We start from the raw sequence: 18,911 nt of genomic DNA, 5'->3' as shown, positions 1-18,911 counted from the left end.
GGCCTGAGCCCCACAGCGCCCGCCCCGACCTACCGGGGCGGGCGCTGTGCTGTCCGGGGCGGGCGGCTCAGGCCAGGCCCAGCTCCGCCCGCAGGGTGGCCGCGGCGGTGGCGAGGGAGCGCATCTTGCCCGCCGCCGCGGCCCGGGGCAGGTACTTGAGGCCGCAGTCGCTGGAGAGCACGAGCTGGTCCACGTCCACGTGGTCCAGCGCGCGGCGGACCCGGTCGGCGACCACCGCGGGGGTCTCCACCTCCGGGGTGGAGAGGTCCAGCACGCCCAGCGCGATGCCCTTGCCCAGCAGCGGCCGCAGCGTCGCCGGGTCAAGGTGCGACTGGGCGGTCTCCACCGACACGGTGTGCACCGGGGTGTCGGCCAGCTCGGGCAGGAACGAGTAGCCCTCCGGGCGCTCGGCCACCATCGCCGCGTAGCCGAAGCACAGGTGCAGGTGCACCGGCCCGGCGGCGCCCTCGACCGCCCGGGTCACCGCCTCGGCGCCGTACTGGCGGGCGATCTCCGGCCGGGCCTGCAGCCACGGCTCGTCGATCTGCACGATGTCGGCGCCGGCCGCGAAGAGGTCGGCGATCTCCGCCCGGACGATGTCGGCGTAGGCGAGCGCCAGGGCGCGGTCGCCGCCGTAGTGCTCGTCCTGGGACTGCTGGGTCATGGTGAACGGCCCTGGCACGGTGATCTTGATGGTCCGGTCGGTGTGCGCCCGGAGGAACCGCACGTCCTCGACCTGGATGGGGGCCGGCCGGGCCAGCGCCCCGACCACCCGCGGCACCGGGATCTCCAGCCCGGACCGGTTGGTCACCGAGCCCGGGTGGTCGATGTCGATGCCGTCCAGCGCGGTGGCGAAGTGGTTGGAGTAGGACTCCCGGCGGATCTCGCCGTCGGTGAGGATGTCCAGCCCGGCCTCCTCCTGGGAGCGGATCGCCACCAGCGTCGCGTCGTCCTGGGCCTCGGCGAGGAGGTCCGGCGCCACCCGCCACAGCTCGCGGGCCCGGACCCGGGGCGGAAACCGGTGCGCGAGCTTCTCCCGGTCGATGAGCCAGTCGGGCTGCGGCAGGCTGCCGACGACCGAGGTGGGGAGCATGGGGAGCGGTGTGGGCACCGGGGTCCTTCCGTGGGAGCGGGGGAGCGACGTCCCCGCGGGGTGTCGTCGTCACCATCCCAGCAGACCGGGGACGGTCAGGCGCGGCGGTCCCCGATCGGCAGCCGGTCTCCGGGGTGCGGCATCACCGGGGCGCCGGCCTCCTCCTCCAGGACGTCGGCGGCGGAGCCGACGATCAGCGGGTCGGGGGTGCCCACGGCGTCGTCGTCGCGGTCGGTGTAGGCGAACCTGGACAGCACGTGCCGCATGGCCTCCAGCCGGGCGCGCTTCTTGTCGTTGCTCTTGATCACCGTCCACGGGGCGTGCTCGGTGTCGGTGTGCAGGAACATCGCCTCCTTGGCCTCGGTGTAGGCATCCCACTTGTCGAGCGAGGCCAGGTCGGTGGGCGAGAGCTTCCACTGCCGCACCGGGTCGATCTGCCGCACGATGAAGCGGCTGCGCTGCTCACCGCGGGTGACCGAGAACCAGAACTTCACCAGGTGGATGCCGCTGCTCACGAACATCTTCTCCAGTTCGGGCGCCTGCTGCATGAACTCGAGGTACTGGTCGGCGGTGCAGTAGCACATGACCCGCTCGACGCCGGCCCGGTTGTACCAGGACCGGTCGAACATCACGATCTCCCCGGCGGCCGGGAGGTGCTGCACGTACCGCTGGAAGTACCACTGGGTCTGCTCGCGCTCCGAGGGCTTGTCCAGCGCCACCACGCGGGCACCCCGCGGGTTGAGGTGCTCGGTGAACCGCTTGATGGTGCCGCCCTTGCCGGCCGCGTCGCGCCCCTCGCAGACCAGCACCAGCTTCTGGCCGGACTCCTTCACCCAGCCCTGCAGTTTGAGCAGCTCGATCTGCAGCCGGCGCTTCTCGACCTCGTACTCGCGGCGCTCCATCCGCTCGCTGTACGGATAGCCCTCGCGCCAGGTGTCGACCCGGTGGCCGTCGGGGTCGAAGAGCTCGCGGTCGTCGTCCCAGTCCTCGTCGGAGCCGGTGTCGGGCAGCGCGTTGAGCCGCCACCGGCTCAGGTCCACCACCGTGGAGCTGGTGTCGTCCTGGGCACGGTCGCGCAGCGGGTCGGTCACGTCGTCTCCGGGTGGGCGGGCGAGTGCGGAGCCTCGATCCTGCGCCCGGACGGCGCGCGCCGCCGGTCGGCCGCGGGGCGGGTGGCCCTCAGCCCCGGACGTCGCGGGCGAGCTGCCCGGCCGGTGCCCGGTCGAGCGGGGCCAGCAGGTGCACCGTCACGACCACGTCGCGGGCGGCGACCACCTCGGCGAGGCCCCGCCACGTCAGCCGGCCCGCCGCCGGTGCGCCGTGGGCGTGGCGGAGCTCGACCGGGCAGATCGCGGCTGCCGGGTCGTGGGCCGCCGCCGGGAGGACGCACCGGCCGGCGGGGTCCAGGACGGCGACGCCCGACCGCCGGACCAGCCGCCCCAGCCCCGGCCACCCGGCGACCTCCGGCGTGGCCACCGGCAGGCCGGGGACGGCGGTCAGCAGGGCGAGCCCGTCGAGCCAGCCCACCCGGTCGGCGACGACGACCAGGTACCCCGGCCCGGTCCGCGGCCAGGCGGCCGGCGCGGCGCGCACGTCGACCCGCACGCCGAGGGCGGTCAGCGCGCGGGCGGCACCGCAGACCACCAGCCGCCGGCGGCCGCGGGTACCGCAGACCGGCGCACGCAGCGACCGCAGGGCCGCACCGGCCAGGACCGCGGCCAACCGCAGCCGGCGCCGGCGCCGGGTGGCGGCGTCCACGGTCGGCCGGTGCCGGGCGGCGCCGGCCGACCGGACGGGGACGAGGGGGACGACGGTCATGCCGCCAGGGTCGGAGCCCCGGGTGACGCGGCGGTGTCCACGGTCTGGCTGGTGTGCGGACGATGCCCGACGAGCGGGATCAGTCCCCCGGCGAGCCGGCCGGCTCGCCGGCGCGGACCCGGGCCGCGGCAGCGTCCGCGTGGCCTGGGCACGGCGCTCGGCCAGTGACGACACCCGGCCGGCCGGCCGGCGGGGGAGTGCCCGGACCGAAGGGCACCGTCGTCCCGAGCACGTGGACGTGGTCCACCCAGGCCTTGAGCGTCGAGGGGAGCGACCAGTTGTACATCGGGGCGCCGATGAGCAGCGCGTCGGCGGCGAGCAGCTCGTCGAGGTAGCCCTGCTGGCGGGCCTCGGCGGTCGGGTCGGCGACCTCACCGGCCGTGCGCAGCTCCGGGGCCCAGTGCAGCAGGGCGTCGGGGAGGTGCGGCGGCGGGTCGGCCTGCAGGTTCCGCGACGTCACGGTGAATTCGGCGCCCCGGGCGCGCCAGGTCTCGACGAACGCCGCGGTCACCGCCCGGGGGCTGAGGTGCGCGGATCGGCGGGCGAGCCGAGGTGCAGCAGGTGGGGCATCGGTCCTCCCGGGGCGTTGAGTGGGGACAGCCAACGCATGTTCCCGGTGGGCCCGGGACAGCCTCATCGACGCAATGGTCAGGCCTCTGGCTAGGGTGGGTCGAGGGCCGTTCGATCTCGCCGGGCACCCCGCCGGTTCGGCGCCACGATGCCGTCTGAGAGGACCACATGGTCGGCACCACCTTCCGCAACGCACCCGGAACCGCCGCGTTGATCGTCGTGGACGTTCAGAACGACTTCTGCGACCCGGCCGGCGTCTGCGGGACAGCAGGCAGGGACACGTCCCTCGCGGTGGACATGGTGCCGCGCCTGGAGCGCCTGCTGGAGTCGGCGAGGGGTGCAGGCGTCTTGGTCGTCTTCGTGCAGACCATGCACGACGAGACGACCGACAGCCCGGTCTGGCTCTCCCGCCGGGTGGTCGACGGCGAGCCGGTAGCGGCGCGGACGTCCACCTGCCGCCCCGGGTCGTGGGGGGCGGAGTTCTACCGGGTCGCCCCGGCGCCCGGCGAGCCGGTGGTCGTCAAGCACCGGTACTCGGCGTTCACCGGCACGGACCTGGACACGCTGCTGCGAACCGCGGGCATCACCTCGCTGCTGCTCACCGGCGTGGCCACCGACGTGTGCGTGGACTCCACCCTCCGGGACGGGCTGTTTCACGACTACCACGTCACCCTGGTGAAGGACTGCTGTGCCAGCTACCACGAGGAAGGCCACGCTGCCACGGTTCAGACCGTGAACCGGCACTTCGGGGCCGTCACCACGGGCGGGGAGTTGGCCGACGCATGGGATCCGGCGCTGCGCCCCGTGTGAGGACCGCACAGTCAGTCACCTGAGCGATTCCGGCGGCGCGAAGGCTCGGTGACGCGGCGTACGAGCCCGACCGAAGCACGGTGCCGTCGAGCCGGAACCACTCCCGGTAGCCGTCCGGCCGACCATCGACGACCCGGCCGCGGACACGGATCGAGCCGTCGCGGTGACGTTCCACGTGGAACCCGTCGGTGAACTCTGTCCGGCAGCGGACTCCGTGCTGGGCGGCTGCCGGCATTGCCCGGAGCGTACGGCGGCCCTGCATCCGGAATCGTCACTCGATGCGAATGCCGGTCGTGGAGTTGCTCGGGCGTGATCAAGCCCAGTGGGTCATCCAGCCCCTGATCGACGCGGGCCTGGAAGTCGGGCAGATCCAGGACCTGGTGTTCCGCGTGGCCTTCGAGGACATCGTGGGCGAGCTGCGCGGCTTCCTTCCCGGCCTCCGGGACCTCGTCGCCGACCGGCCGCTTCCGGTTCAGGCGGCGTGGGCCCGGACGATCAGCCGGATGCTCATGCTGACGCCGCCGATGTAGGTCTCGGTGCGCCCGGACCGCTCAGTCCAGGAAGCAGGCGGTGAGCGCGCCGACCATCAGCGGGACGTCGAGCGCCGAGGCGAGCTCCCGGCACGAGTGCATCGCCAGCATGGGCCCGCCGACGTCGACGGTCGGGATGCCCAGCCGGGTCGCGGTCAGCGGCCCGATGGTGCTGCCGCAGGGCAGGTCGGCGCGGCTCACGAAGCGCTGCACCGGCACGCCGGCCTCGGCGCACCGCTCGGCGAACCAGCCGCCGCCGGCCGCGTCGGTCGCGTAGGCCTGGTTGGCGTTCACCTTCAGCACCGGCCCGCCGCCCAGCCGCGGGGCGTGCTCGGGCTCGTGCCGGTCGGACCGGGTCGGGTGGACAGCGTGCGCCATGTCCGCCGACACCAGCACCGACCGGGCCACGGCGCGGTGCACGGCCTGGGCGTCGCCGTCGCCGGTGGCGGCGACCAGCCGGGCGACCACGTCGGCCAGGAAGCTGCCGCGCGCCCCCTCCATCGAGCCGCTGCCCACCTCCTCGTGGTCGTTGCAGACCAGCAGCTGGGTGCGCGTGGTCGGCGGGGCGGTCAGTAGCGCGGTGAGCCCGGCGTGGCAGCAGGCCAGGTCGTCCAGCCGGGGCGCGGCGACCCAGGTGCCGTCCGCGCCGGCCCGGGCGGCGGGCTGGGTGTCGGCCAGCACCAGGTCGTGACCGAGGACGTCGCCCGCCGGCACCCCGGCCGCGTCCGCCAGTGCCTCGGCCAGGCCCGGTGCGGTGCCCAGCCCGCCGTCCCACACCGGAACGAGGTGCCGCTGCGGATCCAGGGTCAGCCCCTCGCGCACGCTGCGGTCCAGGTGGATGGCCAGCGACGGCAGCCGCAGCGGCGCCCCGGGCAGCCGGACGAGCGCCGTGCCACCGCCGCGCAGCGCCAGCCGGCCGGCCACGGTCAGCTCGCGGTCCAGCCAGGTGTGCCACAGGCCGCCGCCGTAGGGCTCCACGCCCACCAGCCGGTAGCCGGCCTGCCGCACGTCGTTGTTCGGCCGGACCTTGAAGGTGGGGGAGTCGGTGTGCGCCCCGACCAGCCGCAGGCCGGCCTCGGCCGGCGCAGCGCTGCCCACCCGGAACGCCACCACGCTGCCGCCGCGGCGCACCACGAAGTGCTCGGCGCCCGGGGCCAGCTCCCAGCGGTCGACCTCGGCCAGCTCGGTGAAACCCGCCGCGGTCAGCCGCCGGGCCAGCTCGGCCCCGGCGTGCGACGGGGAGGGGGAGGCGTCGACGAAGGCCCGCAGGTCGTCGCCGAGGGCGAGCTCGTCGGTCGGGGCGGCGTCTCCGGTCGGCATGCCCGTCATCCTGGCCCGGGGCCGCCGGGCCGCCGTCCCCGGGTGGGGGCCGACGATCCGTTCCCGCGGGCGGCCCGCCGACACGCGGCGCGAGCGGGTGGGATGCTGCCACGTGTGAGCGAGCCCACCACGACCGCGCCGACCGAGACCGCGCCCCGCCCCGACCTCCCCGGCGATCCCGGCGCGCTCGCCGCCGCGCTGGAGGCCACCGGGTACCTGCCCGACGAGGGCCTGGCGACGGCGGCCTACCTGGCCCTGGTCATGCACCGGCCGCTGTTCCTGGAGGGTGAGGCCGGCGTCGGCAAGACCGCGCTGGCCCGGGCGCTCGCCGAGGTCACCGGGCGGCCGCTGTACCGGCTGCAGTGCTACGAGGGTCTGGAGGCCAGCCAGGCGCTCTACGACTGGGACTTCGGCCGGCAGCTGCTGCACCTGCGCGCCGCCGAGGCCGCGCACGAGGGCTCCGACACCGCCGCGCTGGAGGCGTCGCTCTACGACCGCCGGTTCCTGCTGGCCCGGCCGCTGCTGCAGGCGCTGGAGGACTCGCCGGCGGTGCTGCTGGTCGACGAGGTCGACCGGGCCGACGACGAGTTCGAGGCCTTCCTGCTCGAGGTGCTCAGCGACTTCACCATCTCCATCCCCGAGCTCGGCACGGTGCGCGCCGAGACCCCGCCGCTGGTCGTCCTCACCTCCAACCGCACCCGCGAGGTGCACGACGCGCTCAAGCGCCGCTGCCTCTACCACTGGCTGGAGCACCCCGACTTCGACCGCGAGGTGGCCATCCTGCGCCGCCGGCTGCCGCAGGTCACCGAGGAGCTGGCCCGCCAGGTGGCCCGCGCGACGGCGCAGCTGCGCGGCCTGGACCTGCTCAAGCCCCCGGGCGTGGCCGAGGCGATGGACTGGGCGTCGGCCCTGCACGCCCTCGGCGCCCGCGAGCTGGACCCGGACACCGCCGCGCGCACCCTGGGCGCCGTGCTGAAGTACCGGGAGGACACCGACCGGGTGCACTCCCTGGCCCGGGGGGCGCTGTTCGGTGGCTGAGGCAAACGGGACGGCGACCGGGGTCGCCCGGGACGTCGTCGACACCGTGCTGGGCTTCGCCCGGACGCTCCGGCACGCCGGGGTCACCGCCTCCCCCGACCGGGTCGAGGCGATGGTCGCCGCGATCGCGCACCTCGACGTCCTCGATCCCTCCGCCGTCTACTGGGCCGGCCGGCTCACCCTGTGCGGCGGCCCGGACGACCTCGACCGCTACGACGCCGCCTTCGCCGCCTTCTTCGGTGGCGAGGCGCCGCGAATGCGGACGAGCAGCGGGCCCGAGCGGGAGCGGGTGGTGCAGAGCGCCCCGGTGCAGACCACCGAGGGCGGCGAGGACGGTGGGGAGCCCGCCGATCTCGCCACCAGGGCCAGCGGCGAGGAGGTGCTGCGGCACCGGGACGTCGGCGAGCTGACCGTCGCCGAGCGCGAGCAGCTGCGCCGGCTGTTCGCGCTGCTGGTGCCCGCCGTCCCGATGCGCCCCTCGCGCCGGCGCCGGCCCGGACCGCACGGCTCGGTGCACGCGGCCCGCACCGTGCGGCGGGCGCTGCGCGACGGCGGCGAGGTCGGCCGGCTGATGTACCACCGGGCGCGGCCCCGGCCCCGCCGGGTGGTGCTGCTGGTCGACGTCTCCGGCTCGATGAGCCCCTACGCCGACGCGCTGCTCCGGTTCGCGCACGCCGCCGTCCGGGCCCGGCCGGCCAGCACCGAGGTGTTCACCATCGGCACCCGGCTGACCCGGGTCACCCGCGAGCTGCGGCTGCGCGACCCGGACCGGGCGCTGGCCGCCAGCGGCTCGGCGATCCCGGACTGGTCGGGTGGCACCCGGATCGGCGAGGTGCTCAAGGCGTTCCTGGACCGCTGGGGGCAGCGCGGCACCGCGCGCGGCGCCGTCGTGGTGATCTGCAGCGACGGCTGGGAGCGCGGCGGCACCGAGCTGCTGGGCGAGCAGATGGCCCGGCTGCAGCGGCTGGCGCACGCGGTGGTGTGGGTCAACCCGCACAAGGGCCGGCTGGGCTACGAGCCGCTGACCGGGGGCATGCAGGCCGCGCTGCCCGCGGTCGACCACTTCGTCGCCGGGCACAGCCTGGCCGCCTTCGAGGAACTGGTGGAAGTGATCACGGATGCCTGAAGGACCTCGATCCCCTCACCACTCGCAAGCTCGCGGCGAGCCTCCGACCGAGGCCAACCGACAGGAGGACGCAGATGCGTGATGTGTTGGACGACCTGATCGGCTGGTGGCAGGCAGGGGAGACCGTCGGCGTCGGCACGGTGGTGGGCACCTGGCGCTCGGCGCCCCGCCCGCCGGGCGCCTCGATGCTGGTCGGCCCGGACGGGACCGCGGTGGGCAGCGTCTCCGGCGGCTGCGTCGAGGGCGCGGTCTACGAGGAGGCCCGGGACGCCGCCCGGACCGGCGAGCCGACCCTGCAGCGGTACGGCGTCAGCGACGACGACGCCTTCGCCGTGGGGCTCACCTGCGGCGGGATCCTCGACGTCTACGTGGAACCGGTGTCCCGCGAGTCGTTCCCCGAGCTCGGGGAGATCGCCGGATCGGTGGCCGCGCACGAGCCGGTCGCCGTCGTCACCTGCGTGAAGGGCCCCGAGGACCGGCTGGGCAAGCGGCTGGTCCTGTGGCCCGACCGCGCGTCGGGCACCCTGGGCCTGCAGCGCCTGGACGACGCCGTCGCCGCCGACGCGCGCGGCATGCTGGCCGCCGGCCGGACGGCGACCCTCACCTACGGCCACGACGGCGAGCGCCGCGGCGACGACCTCACGCTGTTCGTCTCCTCCTACGCCCCGCCGGCCCGGATGGTCGTGTTCGGCGCGATCGACTTCGCCGCGGCCGTGGCCCGGGTCGGGTCGTTCCTCGGCTACCGGGTCACCGTGTGCGACGCGCGGCCGGTGTTCGCCACCGCCCGCCGGTTCCCCGACGCCCACGAGGTGATCGTGGAGTGGCCGCACCGGTACCTCCGGGCCGAGGCGGACGCCGGCCGCGTCGACGAGCGCACCGTGCTCTGCGTGCTCACCCACGACCCGAAGTTCGACGTCCCGCTGCTGGAGGTCGCACTGCGGCTGCCGGTGGCCTACGTGGGGGCGATGGGCTCCCGGCGCACCCACGACGAGCGGCTGGACCGGCTGCGCGAGGCCGGGCTCCAGCCCGACGAGCTCCAGCGGCTGTCCTCACCGATCGGGCTGGACCTCGGCGCCCGCACCCCGGAGGAGACCGCCGTGTCGATCGCCGCGGAGATCATCGCCGGTCGCTGGGGCGGCAGCGGCGAGCGGCTCACCGGGGCCGAGGGCCCGATCCACCGCACCGCCGAACGCTGAGCCGCGGCAGCCCGGCCGCCGGAACGGCTCTGCCGGCGGGACCGGAGGAGGGCGGGTGAGAGCCCCGGTGTACGCCTACGAGGTCGAGGTGGTCGGGCTGCTCGCCTCGCCGGCGCACCGCTACGGCGGCCGGCCCGACCCGGCGGTGGCGGCGCTGCCGGTCGAGGCGCGGGCCGGCATCGAGGTGCGCGCCGGGCTGGGCGTCGTCGGCGACCGGTACTTCGGCCGGCCGGCCCACCGGGAGGCGTCGGTGACCGTGCTGGCCGTCGAGGCGCTGGAGGCCCTGGCCGCCGAGCTCGGCAGCGGCCCGCTGGACCCGCTCGCCGCGCGACGCAACGTGGTGCTGCGGGGAGCGCAGGTCGAGGCGTTGCGCGGGCAGCTGTTCAGCCTGGACTGCGGCGCCGGTGAGGTGGTGCTGGCCGGTGGGCGGCCGGCCAACCCGTGCGCCTGGCTGGACGTCGCCCTCACCCCGGGGGCGCACCGCGGGCTGCGCGGCCGGGCGGGGGTGCGCTGCGCGCCGCGGTCGGACGGCGGGCTCCGGGTGGGCCCGGCGGTGCTGCGGGCCGCCGTTCCGCTGGCTGCCGCCCGGGCCGGGGACGCCGTCCGCCCGGCAGCCGCCCGCTCCCGCACCTCCTAGTCCAGCAGCGTCCGCAGCGCGGCCGGCGCCTGCGTGGGCCGCTGCAGCGCCGCGGACCGCCCGCCCCCGGCCGCGGCGAGCAGCGCGCAGTTGCCCACCGACTCGGGCTCGTCGGCCAGCGCCAGCACGTGCAGCCGAGCGCCGAGCCGGCGCAGCGCCGTGGCGGCCGGCAACGGATCCGGGCTGTCGGTGGGCATGCCGTCGGACAGCAGCAGCACGTCCCGGGCCGCGGCCCGGGAGCGGGCGAGCTGGCCGGCCGCGGTGCGCAGCGCCAGGTCCAGGTCCGTCGTCCCGCCACCCTTCAGGTCGAACAGCCGGTCGGTCACGAGCTCGGCCCGGGGCCTGTCCGACAGCGGTTGCAGCAGGACGGCGGACGACCAGAACGCCACCACGGCCAGCTCGTCGCCGGGCCGCATCCGCTGGCCGAGCGCCGCCGCGGTGAGCACCGCGACCGCCAGCTCGTCCCCCGCCACCGACCCGGAGGCGTCCACCAGCAGCACGCAGGCCCGCCCGGTGGCCCGCCAGCCCCGGGTGTGCACGTGCTCCGCGCGCCAGTGCGGCTCCGCCCCGCGAGCGGCCAGCGTGGCGTCCAGGTCGACGTCGGTGCCGGTGGGGTCGCGGCGGGTGACCACCCGCCGGGTGCCCGGCCGGTCGGGGACGCCGGCGCGCGGAACGCTCACCGGCAGCCGGGTGGCCAGCGCCCGGGCCGCCGCGCGCAGCCCCGGGTCGAAGGCCCGCCCCAGCGCGGTCAGCAGCCGCGCCGCCGCGTCGGGGTCGCGGGCGGTCAGCTCGGCCAGCGCCTCCCCGTCGAGCTCACCGGGAGCGGGGCTGACCTGCTCGAAGTCCGGATGGGCGCGGGCCAGCTCGTCCCGGCCGGCCCGCCGGGCCCGCTGCTCGCGGAGCAGCTCCTCGACGTCGGTCTCGTCCTCGATCGGTGCGGGCGGCGCCGGCCGGCGGCCCGGCGGGCCGGTGAGCCCCGCGCCGGCCTGCGGCGGCGCAGGCAGTGCGCCCCGGTCGCCGGGCTCCCCGGTGTCCGGGCCGTCCCCGGGCGGTTCCTCCGGCCCGGGGGTCAGGCTTTTCCCAGCTCCTCACCGGCCCGCCGCCAGATGTCCACCACGACCTGCTCGACGGGGCGGGTGACGGCGTCGCCGAGGGTCACCTTGCCGGTGAGCGCGGCGAGGGCGGCATCCTCCCCGACGGCCTCGTCCAGCGGCTGGGCGAGCCCGTCGAGCCCGCGCACCGCGGCCAGCTCCCCGGCGATGAGCACCGTGTCGATGGCGCCGCGCACCGAGGCGCCGATCCGGAGCTCGGCGTGGTCGCGGGTGATCCGCACCGCCCGGACCGCGCGGGCCACCAGGCCGCCCGGCCCGCCGGTGGCGGTGCTGACGACGGCGCGCTCGGCGTCCTCGTCCTGGTAGCCCATCGCGATCCGGCAGGACCGGTCGTAGAGGGCGGGGGTGATCCTGGCGGTGCCGACGGCGTCGAACGGGTTCATGGCCGCCACCAGCCGGAACGTGGGCCGGGCGGCGACCCGGCCGAACCGCGGCACGTGCATCTCCCGCTCCGACAGCACCCCGAGCAGGACGTTCATCGTCTCCTCGGGCACCCGGTTGAACTCCTCGACGTAGAGCAGGGCGCCCTCGGTCATCGCCCGGGTGAGGGGCCCGGGGACGAAGTTCTCCGGCCGGTAGTCCTCGGTGAGCACCCGTGAGGCGTCGTGGTGGCCGATCAGCCGGGTGGGGGTGAGCTCGGCGTTCCCCTCCACCAGCACGAGCGGAACGCCGGTGCCGTCGGCCAGGGCGCGCAGCAGCGTGGTCTTGCCGGTGCCGGGCGGCCCCTCCAGGACGATGTTGCGGCCCGCCGACAGCGCCGCGGCGACCACCTCGGCCTCGCGCACCCGGTCCACCACCCGCTCCCGGGCGGTGCGGACCATGCCCGCCGCGTCGAGCCGTCCGGCGGCGGTGGCGTGCGGGGGCGCGGCGGTCATGGGGTCCTCATCGGGCAGCGGAAGGCCCCGGGGGCGGACAGCCCCCGGGACCTGGCCCCGTTGCAGGGACCCACGGCGAGCGTGCGAGCCGTGGGGGGCAACGGGGTCCTTCTAGTAGACGATGACGCCGCGGATGTTCTTGCCCTCGTGCAGGTCCTCGTAGCCCTGGTTGATGTCGTCCAGCTTGTACCGCTTGGTGATCAGCTCGTCGAGCTTGAGGGTGCCCTCCTGGTAGAGCCGCAGCATCTTCAGCATGTCGAAGCTGGGGTTCTGGTCACCGAACAGGGCGCCGCGGATCTCCTTGGTGAACAACGCCAGCATGCTGGGGTTGATCGGGATGCCCACGTCGGTGAGGTCGCCGAGGCCGGTGATGACGACCCGCCCACCCTTGCCGATCGCGTCCAACGCCTGGGCCACGTGCTCGCCCTTGAGCACCCCGACGGTGATCAGCGCCTTGTCGGCGCCCTGCCCGTTGGTGACGCTGCGCGCGAAGTCGGCGGCCTCCTCGATGCCCGCGAACGTCTCGGTCGCGCCGAGTTCCATCGCCTTCTCGCGCTTGAACGCCACGGGGTCGACGGCGATGACGTGGCTCGCGCCCGCGTTCGCCGCGCCCTGCACGGCGTTGATACCGATGCCGCCGACGCCCATCACGATGACCGTGTCGCCGGCCCGGACCTCGCCGGCCTGGACCGCGGTGCCCCAGCCCGTGCCCACGCCGCACCCGACGAGGCAGGCGACGTCCAGCGGGATGCTCTTGTCGATCTTCACGGTCGAGCGGACGTCCACCGTGGTGATCTCGGCGAAGGTGCCGAGCCCGCACATCTGCCCGACGTCCTCGCCGTCCGAGGTCTTGACGCGGAAGCTCGTCGCGTCGTCCCACCGCGAGCCGACGAGCAGGTTGGCGCCGGAGTCGCAGATGTACTGCTGGCCGTTGGCGCAGTAGCGGCACCGGCCGCAGCCGGGCAGGAACGAGAAGACGACGTGGTCGCCCTCCTCGAAGTCCTTCACGCCCGGCCCGACGGCGGTGACGACGCCGGCACCCTCGTGGCCGCCGAGGAAGGGATACTTGCCGACCTGCATGTCGCCGGTGGCGATGTGGTCGTCGGAGTGGCACAGCCCGGAGGCGGCCAGCTTGACCTGGAGTTCGCCGGCCTGCGGATCGTCGACGACCAGGTCGACGACCTCCCACGTGCCGGGGGCCGAACGCATGATCGCGCCGCGGGTGTTGACGGGCACGGGGGCCTCCTCGTCGCCCTCGTCGCCGAGGGCCTCGGTGGTGTGCGCAGCCGCGCACCTGGAGCGGCACGCTATGGCACGGATCACACTCGCCGGAAGGTCGTGCAACGTTCGGGCAACGGTCGCCGGGTGCGCGTGACCCCGGGGTGGCGCGGCCCGGTGACCTGCGACACAGTGCACGTCACCGAACCGTCAGTGCACCGACGACGAGAGGCGCAACCGTGGACAACCTCGCTGTGCTGAGCCTGCTGGCACTGCTCCCGATCGTGGTGGTCGGAGTGCTCCTCGTGGGCCTGCGGTGGCCGGCGAAGTGGGCCATGCCGGTCGGTTTCGTGGTCGTGGTGCTCGTCGCCCTGTTCGTCTGGGAGATGGACCCCACCGCCGTCGCCGCATCGGCGATCCAGGGCCTGCTGCTGGCCCTGACGCTGCTCTACATCGTCTTCGGCGCGCTGCTGCTGCTCGAGACCCTGACCAAGAGCGGCGCGATGGCCACCATCCGCGCCGGGTTCACCAGCATCAGCCCCGACCGCCGGGTGCAGGCGATCATCATCGGCTGGCTGTTCGGCAGCTTCATCGAGGGGGCGTCCGGCTTCGGCACCCCCGCCGCGGTGGTCGCGCCGCTGCTGCTGGCCCTGGGCTTCCCGGCCATGGCCGCGGTCATGGTGGGGCTGATCATCCAGAGCACGCCGGTGAGCTTCGGCGCCGTCGGCACGCCGATCCTGGTGGGGGTCGGCGGCGGGCTGAGCGGTTCCTCCGCCGTCGAGGAGCGGATGTCGGTGCTCGGCGTCGAGCTGCCCGGGTTCCTCGAGCGGATCGGGCTGCAGGTGGCCCTGCTGCACGCCACCATCGGCACGCTGATCCCGCTCATCCTCGCCTGCATGCTGTGCGGGTTCTTCGGCGAGCGGAAGCGGTTCGCCGACGGCCTGGCGATCTGGCCGTTCGCGCTGTTCGCGGCCTTCGCGATGACCGTCCCGTACGTGACCGTCGCGGCCGTCCTCGGCCCGGAGTTCCCGTCCCTGCTCGGTGGCCTCATCGGGCTGGTCATCGTGATGTTCGCGTCCAGCCGCGGCTTCCTGATGCCCAAGAAGGTCTGGGACTTCCCGCCGCGGAAGCGCTGGGCGGCGAACTGGATGGGCAGCCTGGAGCCGGAGACGGAGGACATCGCCGCACGGAAGATGAGCATCTGGCTCGCCTGGACGCCGTACCTCGTCGTCGCCGTCCTGCTGGTGCTGAGCCGCACGATCGACCCGGTCACCGAGTTCCTCACCACCGGCTGGCGGGTCGTGAACGTGGACGACATCTTCGGCACCGGCATCGCCCAGGCCCTGCAGGTGGTGTACCTGCCGGGGTTCGTGTTCATCCTGGCCTGCCTGGCCACCTACGCCCTGCACCGGATGCGCCCCGCCGACATCGCCGCCTCCTGGCGGGTGGCGGGCGCCCAGCTGGCCGGCGCCGCCGTCGCCCTGCTGTTCGCCCTGCCGCTGGTGCGGGTGTTCATCAACTCCGGCGGTGACTTCAACGAGTCCGGCCTGGAGTCCATGCCACTGGTCCTCGCCGAGGGCGCCGCGTCCATCGCCGGCGGCGCGTGGCCGGCGTTCGCGCCGTGGATCGGGGCGCTCGGTGCCTTCGTCGCGGGCAGCAACACCGTGAGCAACCTGATGTTCTCGCTGTTCCAGTTCTCCACCGCCGTGGAGATCGGCGTCGTGCCCGAGACCGTCGTCGCGACCCAGGCGGTCGGCGGCGCGGCCGGCAACATGATCACCGTGCACAACGTCGTGGCGGCGTCGGCCACGGTCGGCCTGATCGGACGCGAGGGCGACCTGATCCGCAAGACGATCCTGCCGACGATCTACTACTGCCTGCTGGCCGGCGGGCTCTCGCTGGTAGTGATCTACGGGTTCGGCCTGAACTTCAGCACGCTGTGGCTGGCGGTCCTGCTGGTCGGGATCGTGGCGCTGATCCTGGCGATGCGGCGCTCCGGCGGCCGGCCCAACGACGAGCTGGTCGACGCCCCGGCCGGGGCCGGCCGGAGCGACGGCACCGCACCGCCGACCGGTGAGGGCCGGCAGCACACCGACATGGTGGTGGACCCGAGCCGGGACCCGGACACTCCCACCTCCTGAGGCGCGGGTCCGGCCGGGGCCAGGTCTACCCGGCCGGACCGGCACACTCGCGCCGTGACGGTGATCGTGGTGGGCGCGGGGCCGGTGGGCGTCACCGCGGCGCTGCTGCTGGCCCGCCGGGGGGTCGACGTCCTCGTCCTCGACCGGCACGTCGACGCCTATCCGCAGCCGCGCGCCGTGCACCTGGACGACGAGTCGCTGCGGGTGCTGCAGGACGCCGGGGTCGCCGACGCCTTCGCCGGGATCAGCCGACCGGCGGCCGGCTTGCGGCTGCTGGACCGCGACGGCCGGGTGCTGGTCGAGTTCCACCGGGGCGCGGGCGTGCACGGCTGGCCGCAGGCCTCGATGTTCACCCAGCCCGACCTCGAGGTGCTGCTCCGGCGGGCGCTGGCCGACGAACCCACGGCCACCCTCCGCGGCGGGGTGGAGGTGGTGCACGTCGAGCAGCGGGACGGACCGGTCCGGGTCACCGTCCACGACCGGGCCACCGGGGCCGAGGAGCAGCTCCGCGCCGACGCGGTGCTCGGCTGCGACGGCGCCAACAGCACGGTCCGGCGGCTGATCGGTGCGGGGATGCGCGACGCCGGCCCCGCCCAGCGCTGGCTGGTGGTCGACCTGGTCGCCGCCGGCCCGCTGGACGTGTGGCCCGGCGTCTCCCAGGTCTGCGACCCCGACCGCCCGGCCACCTTCATGCCGGTCGCCGGGAACCGGTACCGGGCGGAGTTCCGGCTGCACGACGGCGAGTCCGCGGCCGGACTGGACCTGGCCGCGCTGCTGGCCCCGTTCGGTGCGGCCGGTGCCGAGGTGGTCCGCACGGCCGAGTACCGCTACGCCGCCCAGGTCGCCGACCGGTGGCGGGACCGCCGGGTCCTGCTCTGCGGTGACGCCGCCCACCTCACCCCGCCGTTCATCGGCCAGGGCCTCGGTCTGGGCCTGCGGGACGCCCACCAGCTCGCCTGGAAGCTGGCGGCGGTGCTCGCCGGCGCGGACGACGCCCTGCTGGACACCCACCAGGCAGAGCGGGCGCCGCACGCCGCCGCGCTGGTGCGGGTGGCGGTGCTGGTCGGCCGGCTGATGACCGGCGGCGGGCGCGGGGGCGCCGCCGTCCGGCGCCTGGTGCTCGGCGGGGTGCGCCGGCTGCCCGGCATCTCCGACTTCGCCCTGGCCAGCCGCACGCCGCCGCTGCGGCCCGGCCGGCTGGTCCGCCGTCCGCGGCTGGTGCCCGGCTCGCCGGTCGGGGCGCTGGTGCCGCAGCCACCGATCGGGGGAGGCGGCCGGCTGGATGACGTCCTCGGGCCCGGGTGGGCGGTGCTCACCGCGGGCGGGCGGGTACCGCCGGACTGGCCGGGGAAGGTGCTCCGCGTCGGAACCGGACCGGGGGAAGTGGACTCCCCGGAGCTGGTCCGGTGGCTGCGCGGCCGGGCGGTGCTGGTGCGGCCCGACCGGATCGTCGCCGCGGTGAGCCCGTACCGCAGGATCCCCTCATGAGCTTCGACGTCGCCGCCGTCCGCGCGCACTTCCCGGCCCTGCAGGCCGGCGCCGCCCACTTCGACGGGCCGGGCGGCTCGCAGGTGCCCGACGTGGTCGCCGCCGCCGTCGCCGCGACGCTCACCGCGCCGCTGGCCAACCGGGGCTCGGTGACCCGGGCCGAGCGCACCGCCGACGCCATCGTGCTGGCCGCCCGGGCCGCGGTCGCCGACCTGGTCGCCGGCGACCCGGGCGGGGTGGTGTTCGGTCGCAGCGCGACCTCGCTGACCTACGAGCTGTCCCGGGTGCTGTCGGCCGGCTGGGGGCCCGGCGACGAGGTGGTGGTGACCCGGCTCGACCACGACGCCAACGTCCGGCCCTGGGTGCAGGCCGCCACCGCCCGCGGGGCGACCGTGCGGTGGGCCGACTTCGACCCGGCCACCGGCGAGCTGCCGCCGGAGGCAGTCGGCGCGCTGCTCGGCGACCGGACCCGGCTGGTCGCCGTCACCGGGGCCTCCAACCTGATCGGCACCCGCCCCGACCTGCCGGCGATCACCGCGCTCGCCCACGATGCCGGCGCGCTGACCTGGGTGGACGGCGTGCACCTCACCGCGCACGCCTCGGTGGACGTCGCCGCGTCCGGCGCGGACTTCTACGCCTGCTCGCCGTACAAGTTCCTCGGCCCGCACTGCGGGTGCCTGGTCGCCGCGCCCGCGTTGCTGGCGGGCCTGCACCCCGACAAGCTGCTGCCCTCGACCGACGCCGTCCCCGAGCGGTTCGAGCTGGGCACGCTGCCCTACGAGCTGCTGGCCGGAACGACGGCGGCGATCGACTTCCTCGCCTCGCTGGGCGGCGGCGCGGACCGCCGGACCCGGCTGACGACGGCGATGGCCGCGCTGGAGGAGCACGAGGACCGGCTGCGGGTGCGGATCGAGGACGGCGTCCGCGACCTGCCCGGCGTCACCCTCTGGTCGCGGGCGAAGCGACGGACACCCACCCTGCTGCTCACGTTCGCCGGCCGGGACGCCGCCGACGCGTACCGCTTCCTCGCCGGGCGGGGCGTCAACGCGCCGGCCGGGTCGTTCTACGCGCTGGAGGCCTCGCGCCGGCTGGGGCTGGGCGACACCGGCGGTCTGCGGGTCGGGCTGGCGCCCTACACCGACGACGCCGACGTCGACCGGCTGCTGGCCGGGCTGGCGGAGTTCACCGCCGGCTGAGACGGCGCTTTCCCGGGGTCGGCCCACGACGCTCGGTCGGCGAGGAGTTGATCCGGGACGGCTGGGTACCGGCGGGTTGGGCGGGCTGCTCGGCCGCTGAGGCACCCGTCCCCCTCCCTTCCACCTCCTCGAGGAGCGCACTCATGGCCCGCAACACCCTGTCCCGTTCCCTGCACGACGTCGGCCTCGCGGCCTGGTTCGGCGGCACGCTCGCCAACGCCGTGGCGCTCAACCCGGCCTCGGGCGAGGCCGGCACGGCGTCGGCCACCGGCGCGGTCGCCAACGCCGGCTGGGACCGGTGGACCCCCGTCAACGCCGCCGCGATCGGAGCCCACCTCGTCGGCAGCATCGGTCAGCTGGGCGCCAACAAGCGCCGGGTGGCCGAGCAGCAGGGCGTCGCCGGCATGTCGACGCTCAAGTCCCTGCTCACCGTCGCCGCGCTCGGGGTCACCGCCTACAGCCGGGTGCTGGGGCAGCGGGTCTCCCAGGGCGGCGCCACCCCGTCCAGGAAGGGCACCAAGCCCTCGAAGCGGGCCCGCGCCGACATCGCCCTGGCGCAGCAGCAGCTCGACGACCTGCAGTGGGTCGTGCCCGCGCTGACCGGCGCGCTGATCGTCGTCAGCTCCTACGCCGGTGAGCAGCAGCGCCCGTCCGAGGTGGCCCTCGGGATGGCGCAGAAGAAGAACTGACCGCCGCGGTCGCCGGCCCCGACCACGCGGGTCGCCTCGCGTGGTCGGGCCGGG

17 protein-coding genes and 1 pseudogene are annotated in these 18,911 nt (G+C 75.4%); 10 read left to right on the top strand and 8 right to left on the bottom strand.

Annotation, left to right across the window (positions count from 1 at the left end):
* Positions 1–67: 67 nt before the first annotated feature.
* The 4 genes from ACYVG5_RS12420 to ACYVG5_RS12405 form a co-directional block, all read right to left on the bottom strand.
* Entirely contained in the window at positions 68–1,111 is a 1,044-nt protein-coding gene (locus tag ACYVG5_RS12420; RefSeq protein ID WP_222049816.1) for a uroporphyrinogen decarboxylase family protein, read from the bottom strand.
* 77 nt (positions 1,112–1,188) lie between these two features.
* Positions 1,189–2,184 carry a polyphosphate kinase 2 gene (gene ppk2 / locus ACYVG5_RS12415; protein WP_222049815.1) on the bottom strand — a complete coding sequence of 332 codons (996 nt, stop codon included), beginning with the start codon at positions 2,182–2,184 and terminating at the stop codon, positions 1,189–1,191.
* Between the two features lie 88 nt (positions 2,185–2,272).
* Positions 2,273–2,911 (bottom strand): hypothetical protein, encoded by a 639-nt coding sequence (locus ACYVG5_RS12410; protein ID WP_222049814.1) that lies wholly within the window; start codon positions 2,909–2,911, stop codon positions 2,273–2,275.
* Between the two features lie 79 nt (positions 2,912–2,990).
* Entirely contained in the window at positions 2,991–3,422 is a 432-nt protein-coding gene (locus tag ACYVG5_RS12405) for an NAD(P)H-dependent oxidoreductase (RefSeq protein ID WP_222049813.1), read from the bottom strand.
* Positions 3,423–3,649: 227 nt separating this feature from the next.
* Here ACYVG5_RS12405 and ACYVG5_RS12400 point away from each other — a divergent pair, with 227 nt between their 5' ends.
* Positions 3,650–4,291, top strand: a complete 642-nt coding sequence (locus tag ACYVG5_RS12400) for a cysteine hydrolase family protein (protein WP_222049812.1) — start codon at positions 3,650–3,652, stop codon at positions 4,289–4,291.
* Between the two features lie 284 nt (positions 4,292–4,575).
* The gene (locus tag ACYVG5_RS12395) at positions 4,576–4,821 is read left to right on the top strand and encodes a hypothetical protein (RefSeq protein WP_460683225.1); all 246 of its coding nucleotides are present in this window, start codon (positions 4,576–4,578) and stop codon (positions 4,819–4,821) included.
* 21 nt (positions 4,822–4,842) lie between these two features.
* Here ACYVG5_RS12395 and ACYVG5_RS12390 read toward each other — a convergent pair whose 3' ends face one another.
* Positions 4,843–6,141, bottom strand: a complete 1,299-nt coding sequence (locus ACYVG5_RS12390) for a M18 family aminopeptidase (RefSeq protein ID WP_222049810.1) — start codon at positions 6,139–6,141, stop codon at positions 4,843–4,845.
* 114 nt (positions 6,142–6,255) lie between these two features.
* On the opposite strand from ACYVG5_RS12390, the gene ACYVG5_RS12385 reads away from it, so the two are divergent.
* The 4 genes from ACYVG5_RS12385 (at position 6,256) to ACYVG5_RS12370 (ending at position 10,138) form a co-directional block, all read left to right on the top strand.
* Entirely contained in the window at positions 6,256–7,179 is a 924-nt protein-coding gene (locus ACYVG5_RS12385) for an AAA family ATPase (RefSeq protein WP_460683224.1), read from the top strand.
* Positions 7,172–8,305 (top strand): vWA domain-containing protein, encoded by a 1,134-nt coding sequence (locus tag ACYVG5_RS12380; RefSeq protein WP_222049809.1) that lies wholly within the window; start codon positions 7,172–7,174, stop codon positions 8,303–8,305. The genes ACYVG5_RS12385 and ACYVG5_RS12380 overlap by 8 nt, the downstream gene beginning before the upstream one ends.
* 74 nt (positions 8,306–8,379) lie before the next feature.
* Entirely contained in the window at positions 8,380–9,501 is a 1,122-nt protein-coding gene (locus ACYVG5_RS12375; RefSeq protein WP_222049808.1) for an XdhC family protein, read from the top strand.
* A gap of 55 nt (positions 9,502–9,556) precedes the next feature.
* Complete coding sequence (locus ACYVG5_RS12370; RefSeq protein WP_460683223.1) at positions 9,557–10,138, top strand: MOSC domain-containing protein; 582 nt, start codon at positions 9,557–9,559, stop codon at positions 10,136–10,138.
* Here the strand turns inward: ACYVG5_RS12370 and ACYVG5_RS12365 are convergent.
* The 3 genes from ACYVG5_RS12365 to ACYVG5_RS12355 form a co-directional block, all read right to left on the bottom strand.
* The gene (locus ACYVG5_RS12365) at positions 10,135–10,818 is read right to left on the bottom strand and encodes a vWA domain-containing protein (protein ID WP_460683222.1); all 684 of its coding nucleotides are present in this window, start codon (positions 10,816–10,818) and stop codon (positions 10,135–10,137) included. The genes ACYVG5_RS12370 and ACYVG5_RS12365 overlap by 4 nt on opposite strands.
* Positions 10,819–11,207: 389 nt before the next feature.
* Entirely contained in the window at positions 11,208–12,125 is a 918-nt protein-coding gene (locus ACYVG5_RS12360; RefSeq protein WP_246630772.1) for an AAA family ATPase, read from the bottom strand.
* A gap of 111 nt (positions 12,126–12,236) precedes the next feature.
* Positions 12,237–13,361, bottom strand: coding sequence for an NDMA-dependent alcohol dehydrogenase (locus ACYVG5_RS12355; protein ID WP_222049807.1), 1,125 nt, complete (start codon positions 13,359–13,361; stop codon positions 12,237–12,239).
* Between the two features lie 221 nt (positions 13,362–13,582).
* Between ACYVG5_RS12355 and ACYVG5_RS12350 the strand changes: the two genes are divergently transcribed.
* From ACYVG5_RS12350 to ACYVG5_RS12335, 4 genes and pseudogenes are all read left to right on the top strand, one after another.
* On the top strand, positions 13,583–15,484 hold the full coding sequence (locus tag ACYVG5_RS12350) for an L-lactate permease (RefSeq protein ID WP_222049806.1): 1,902 nt from the start codon (positions 13,583–13,585) through the stop codon (positions 15,482–15,484).
* Positions 15,485–15,535: 51 nt separating this feature from the next.
* A pseudogene (locus ACYVG5_RS12345) lies at positions 15,536–16,972 on the top strand (bifunctional 3-(3-hydroxy-phenyl)propionate/3-hydroxycinnamic acid hydroxylase); the annotation flags it as partial.
* The gene (locus tag ACYVG5_RS12340; RefSeq protein ID WP_222049804.1) at positions 16,969–18,168 is read left to right on the top strand and encodes a cysteine desulfurase-like protein; all 1,200 of its coding nucleotides are present in this window, start codon (positions 16,969–16,971) and stop codon (positions 18,166–18,168) included. The pseudogene ACYVG5_RS12345 and the gene ACYVG5_RS12340, both read left to right, overlap by 4 nt.
* Before the next feature lie 143 nt (positions 18,169–18,311).
* Positions 18,312–18,857, top strand: a complete 546-nt coding sequence (locus ACYVG5_RS12335; protein ID WP_222049803.1) for a hypothetical protein — start codon at positions 18,312–18,314, stop codon at positions 18,855–18,857.
* Positions 18,858–18,911: the final 54 nt, after the last annotated feature.

It is taken from the genome of Modestobacter lapidis, from assembly GCF_054780755.1.
This window is presented reverse-complemented; position numbering and strand designations above follow the sequence as displayed.

What these genes read in the sequence shown, in the direction of transcription:
- ACYVG5_RS12410 (WP_222049814.1), bottom strand. Translation starts at nt 2,911, where the DNA reads ATGACCGTCGTCCCCCTCGTCCCCGTCCGGTCGGCCGGCGCCGCCCGG.
- ACYVG5_RS12400 (WP_222049812.1), top strand. Translation starts at nt 3,650, where the DNA reads ATGGTCGGCACCACCTTCCGCAACGCACCCGGAACCGCCGCGTTGATC.
- ACYVG5_RS12395 (WP_460683225.1), top strand. Translation starts at nt 4,576, where the DNA reads ATGCCGGTCGTGGAGTTGCTCGGGCGTGATCAAGCCCAGTGGGTCATC.
- ACYVG5_RS12390 (WP_222049810.1), bottom strand. Translation starts at nt 6,141, where the DNA reads ATGCCGACCGGAGACGCCGCCCCGACCGACGAGCTCGCCCTCGGCGAC.
- ACYVG5_RS12375 (WP_222049808.1), top strand. Translation starts at nt 8,380, where the DNA reads ATGCGTGATGTGTTGGACGACCTGATCGGCTGGTGGCAGGCAGGGGAG.
- ACYVG5_RS12360 (WP_246630772.1), bottom strand. Translation starts at nt 12,125, where the DNA reads ATGACCGCCGCGCCCCCGCACGCCACCGCCGCCGGACGGCTCGACGCG.
- ACYVG5_RS12340 (WP_222049804.1), top strand. Translation starts at nt 16,969, where the DNA reads ATGAGCTTCGACGTCGCCGCCGTCCGCGCGCACTTCCCGGCCCTGCAG.
- ACYVG5_RS12335 (WP_222049803.1), top strand. Translation starts at nt 18,312, where the DNA reads ATGGCCCGCAACACCCTGTCCCGTTCCCTGCACGACGTCGGCCTCGCG.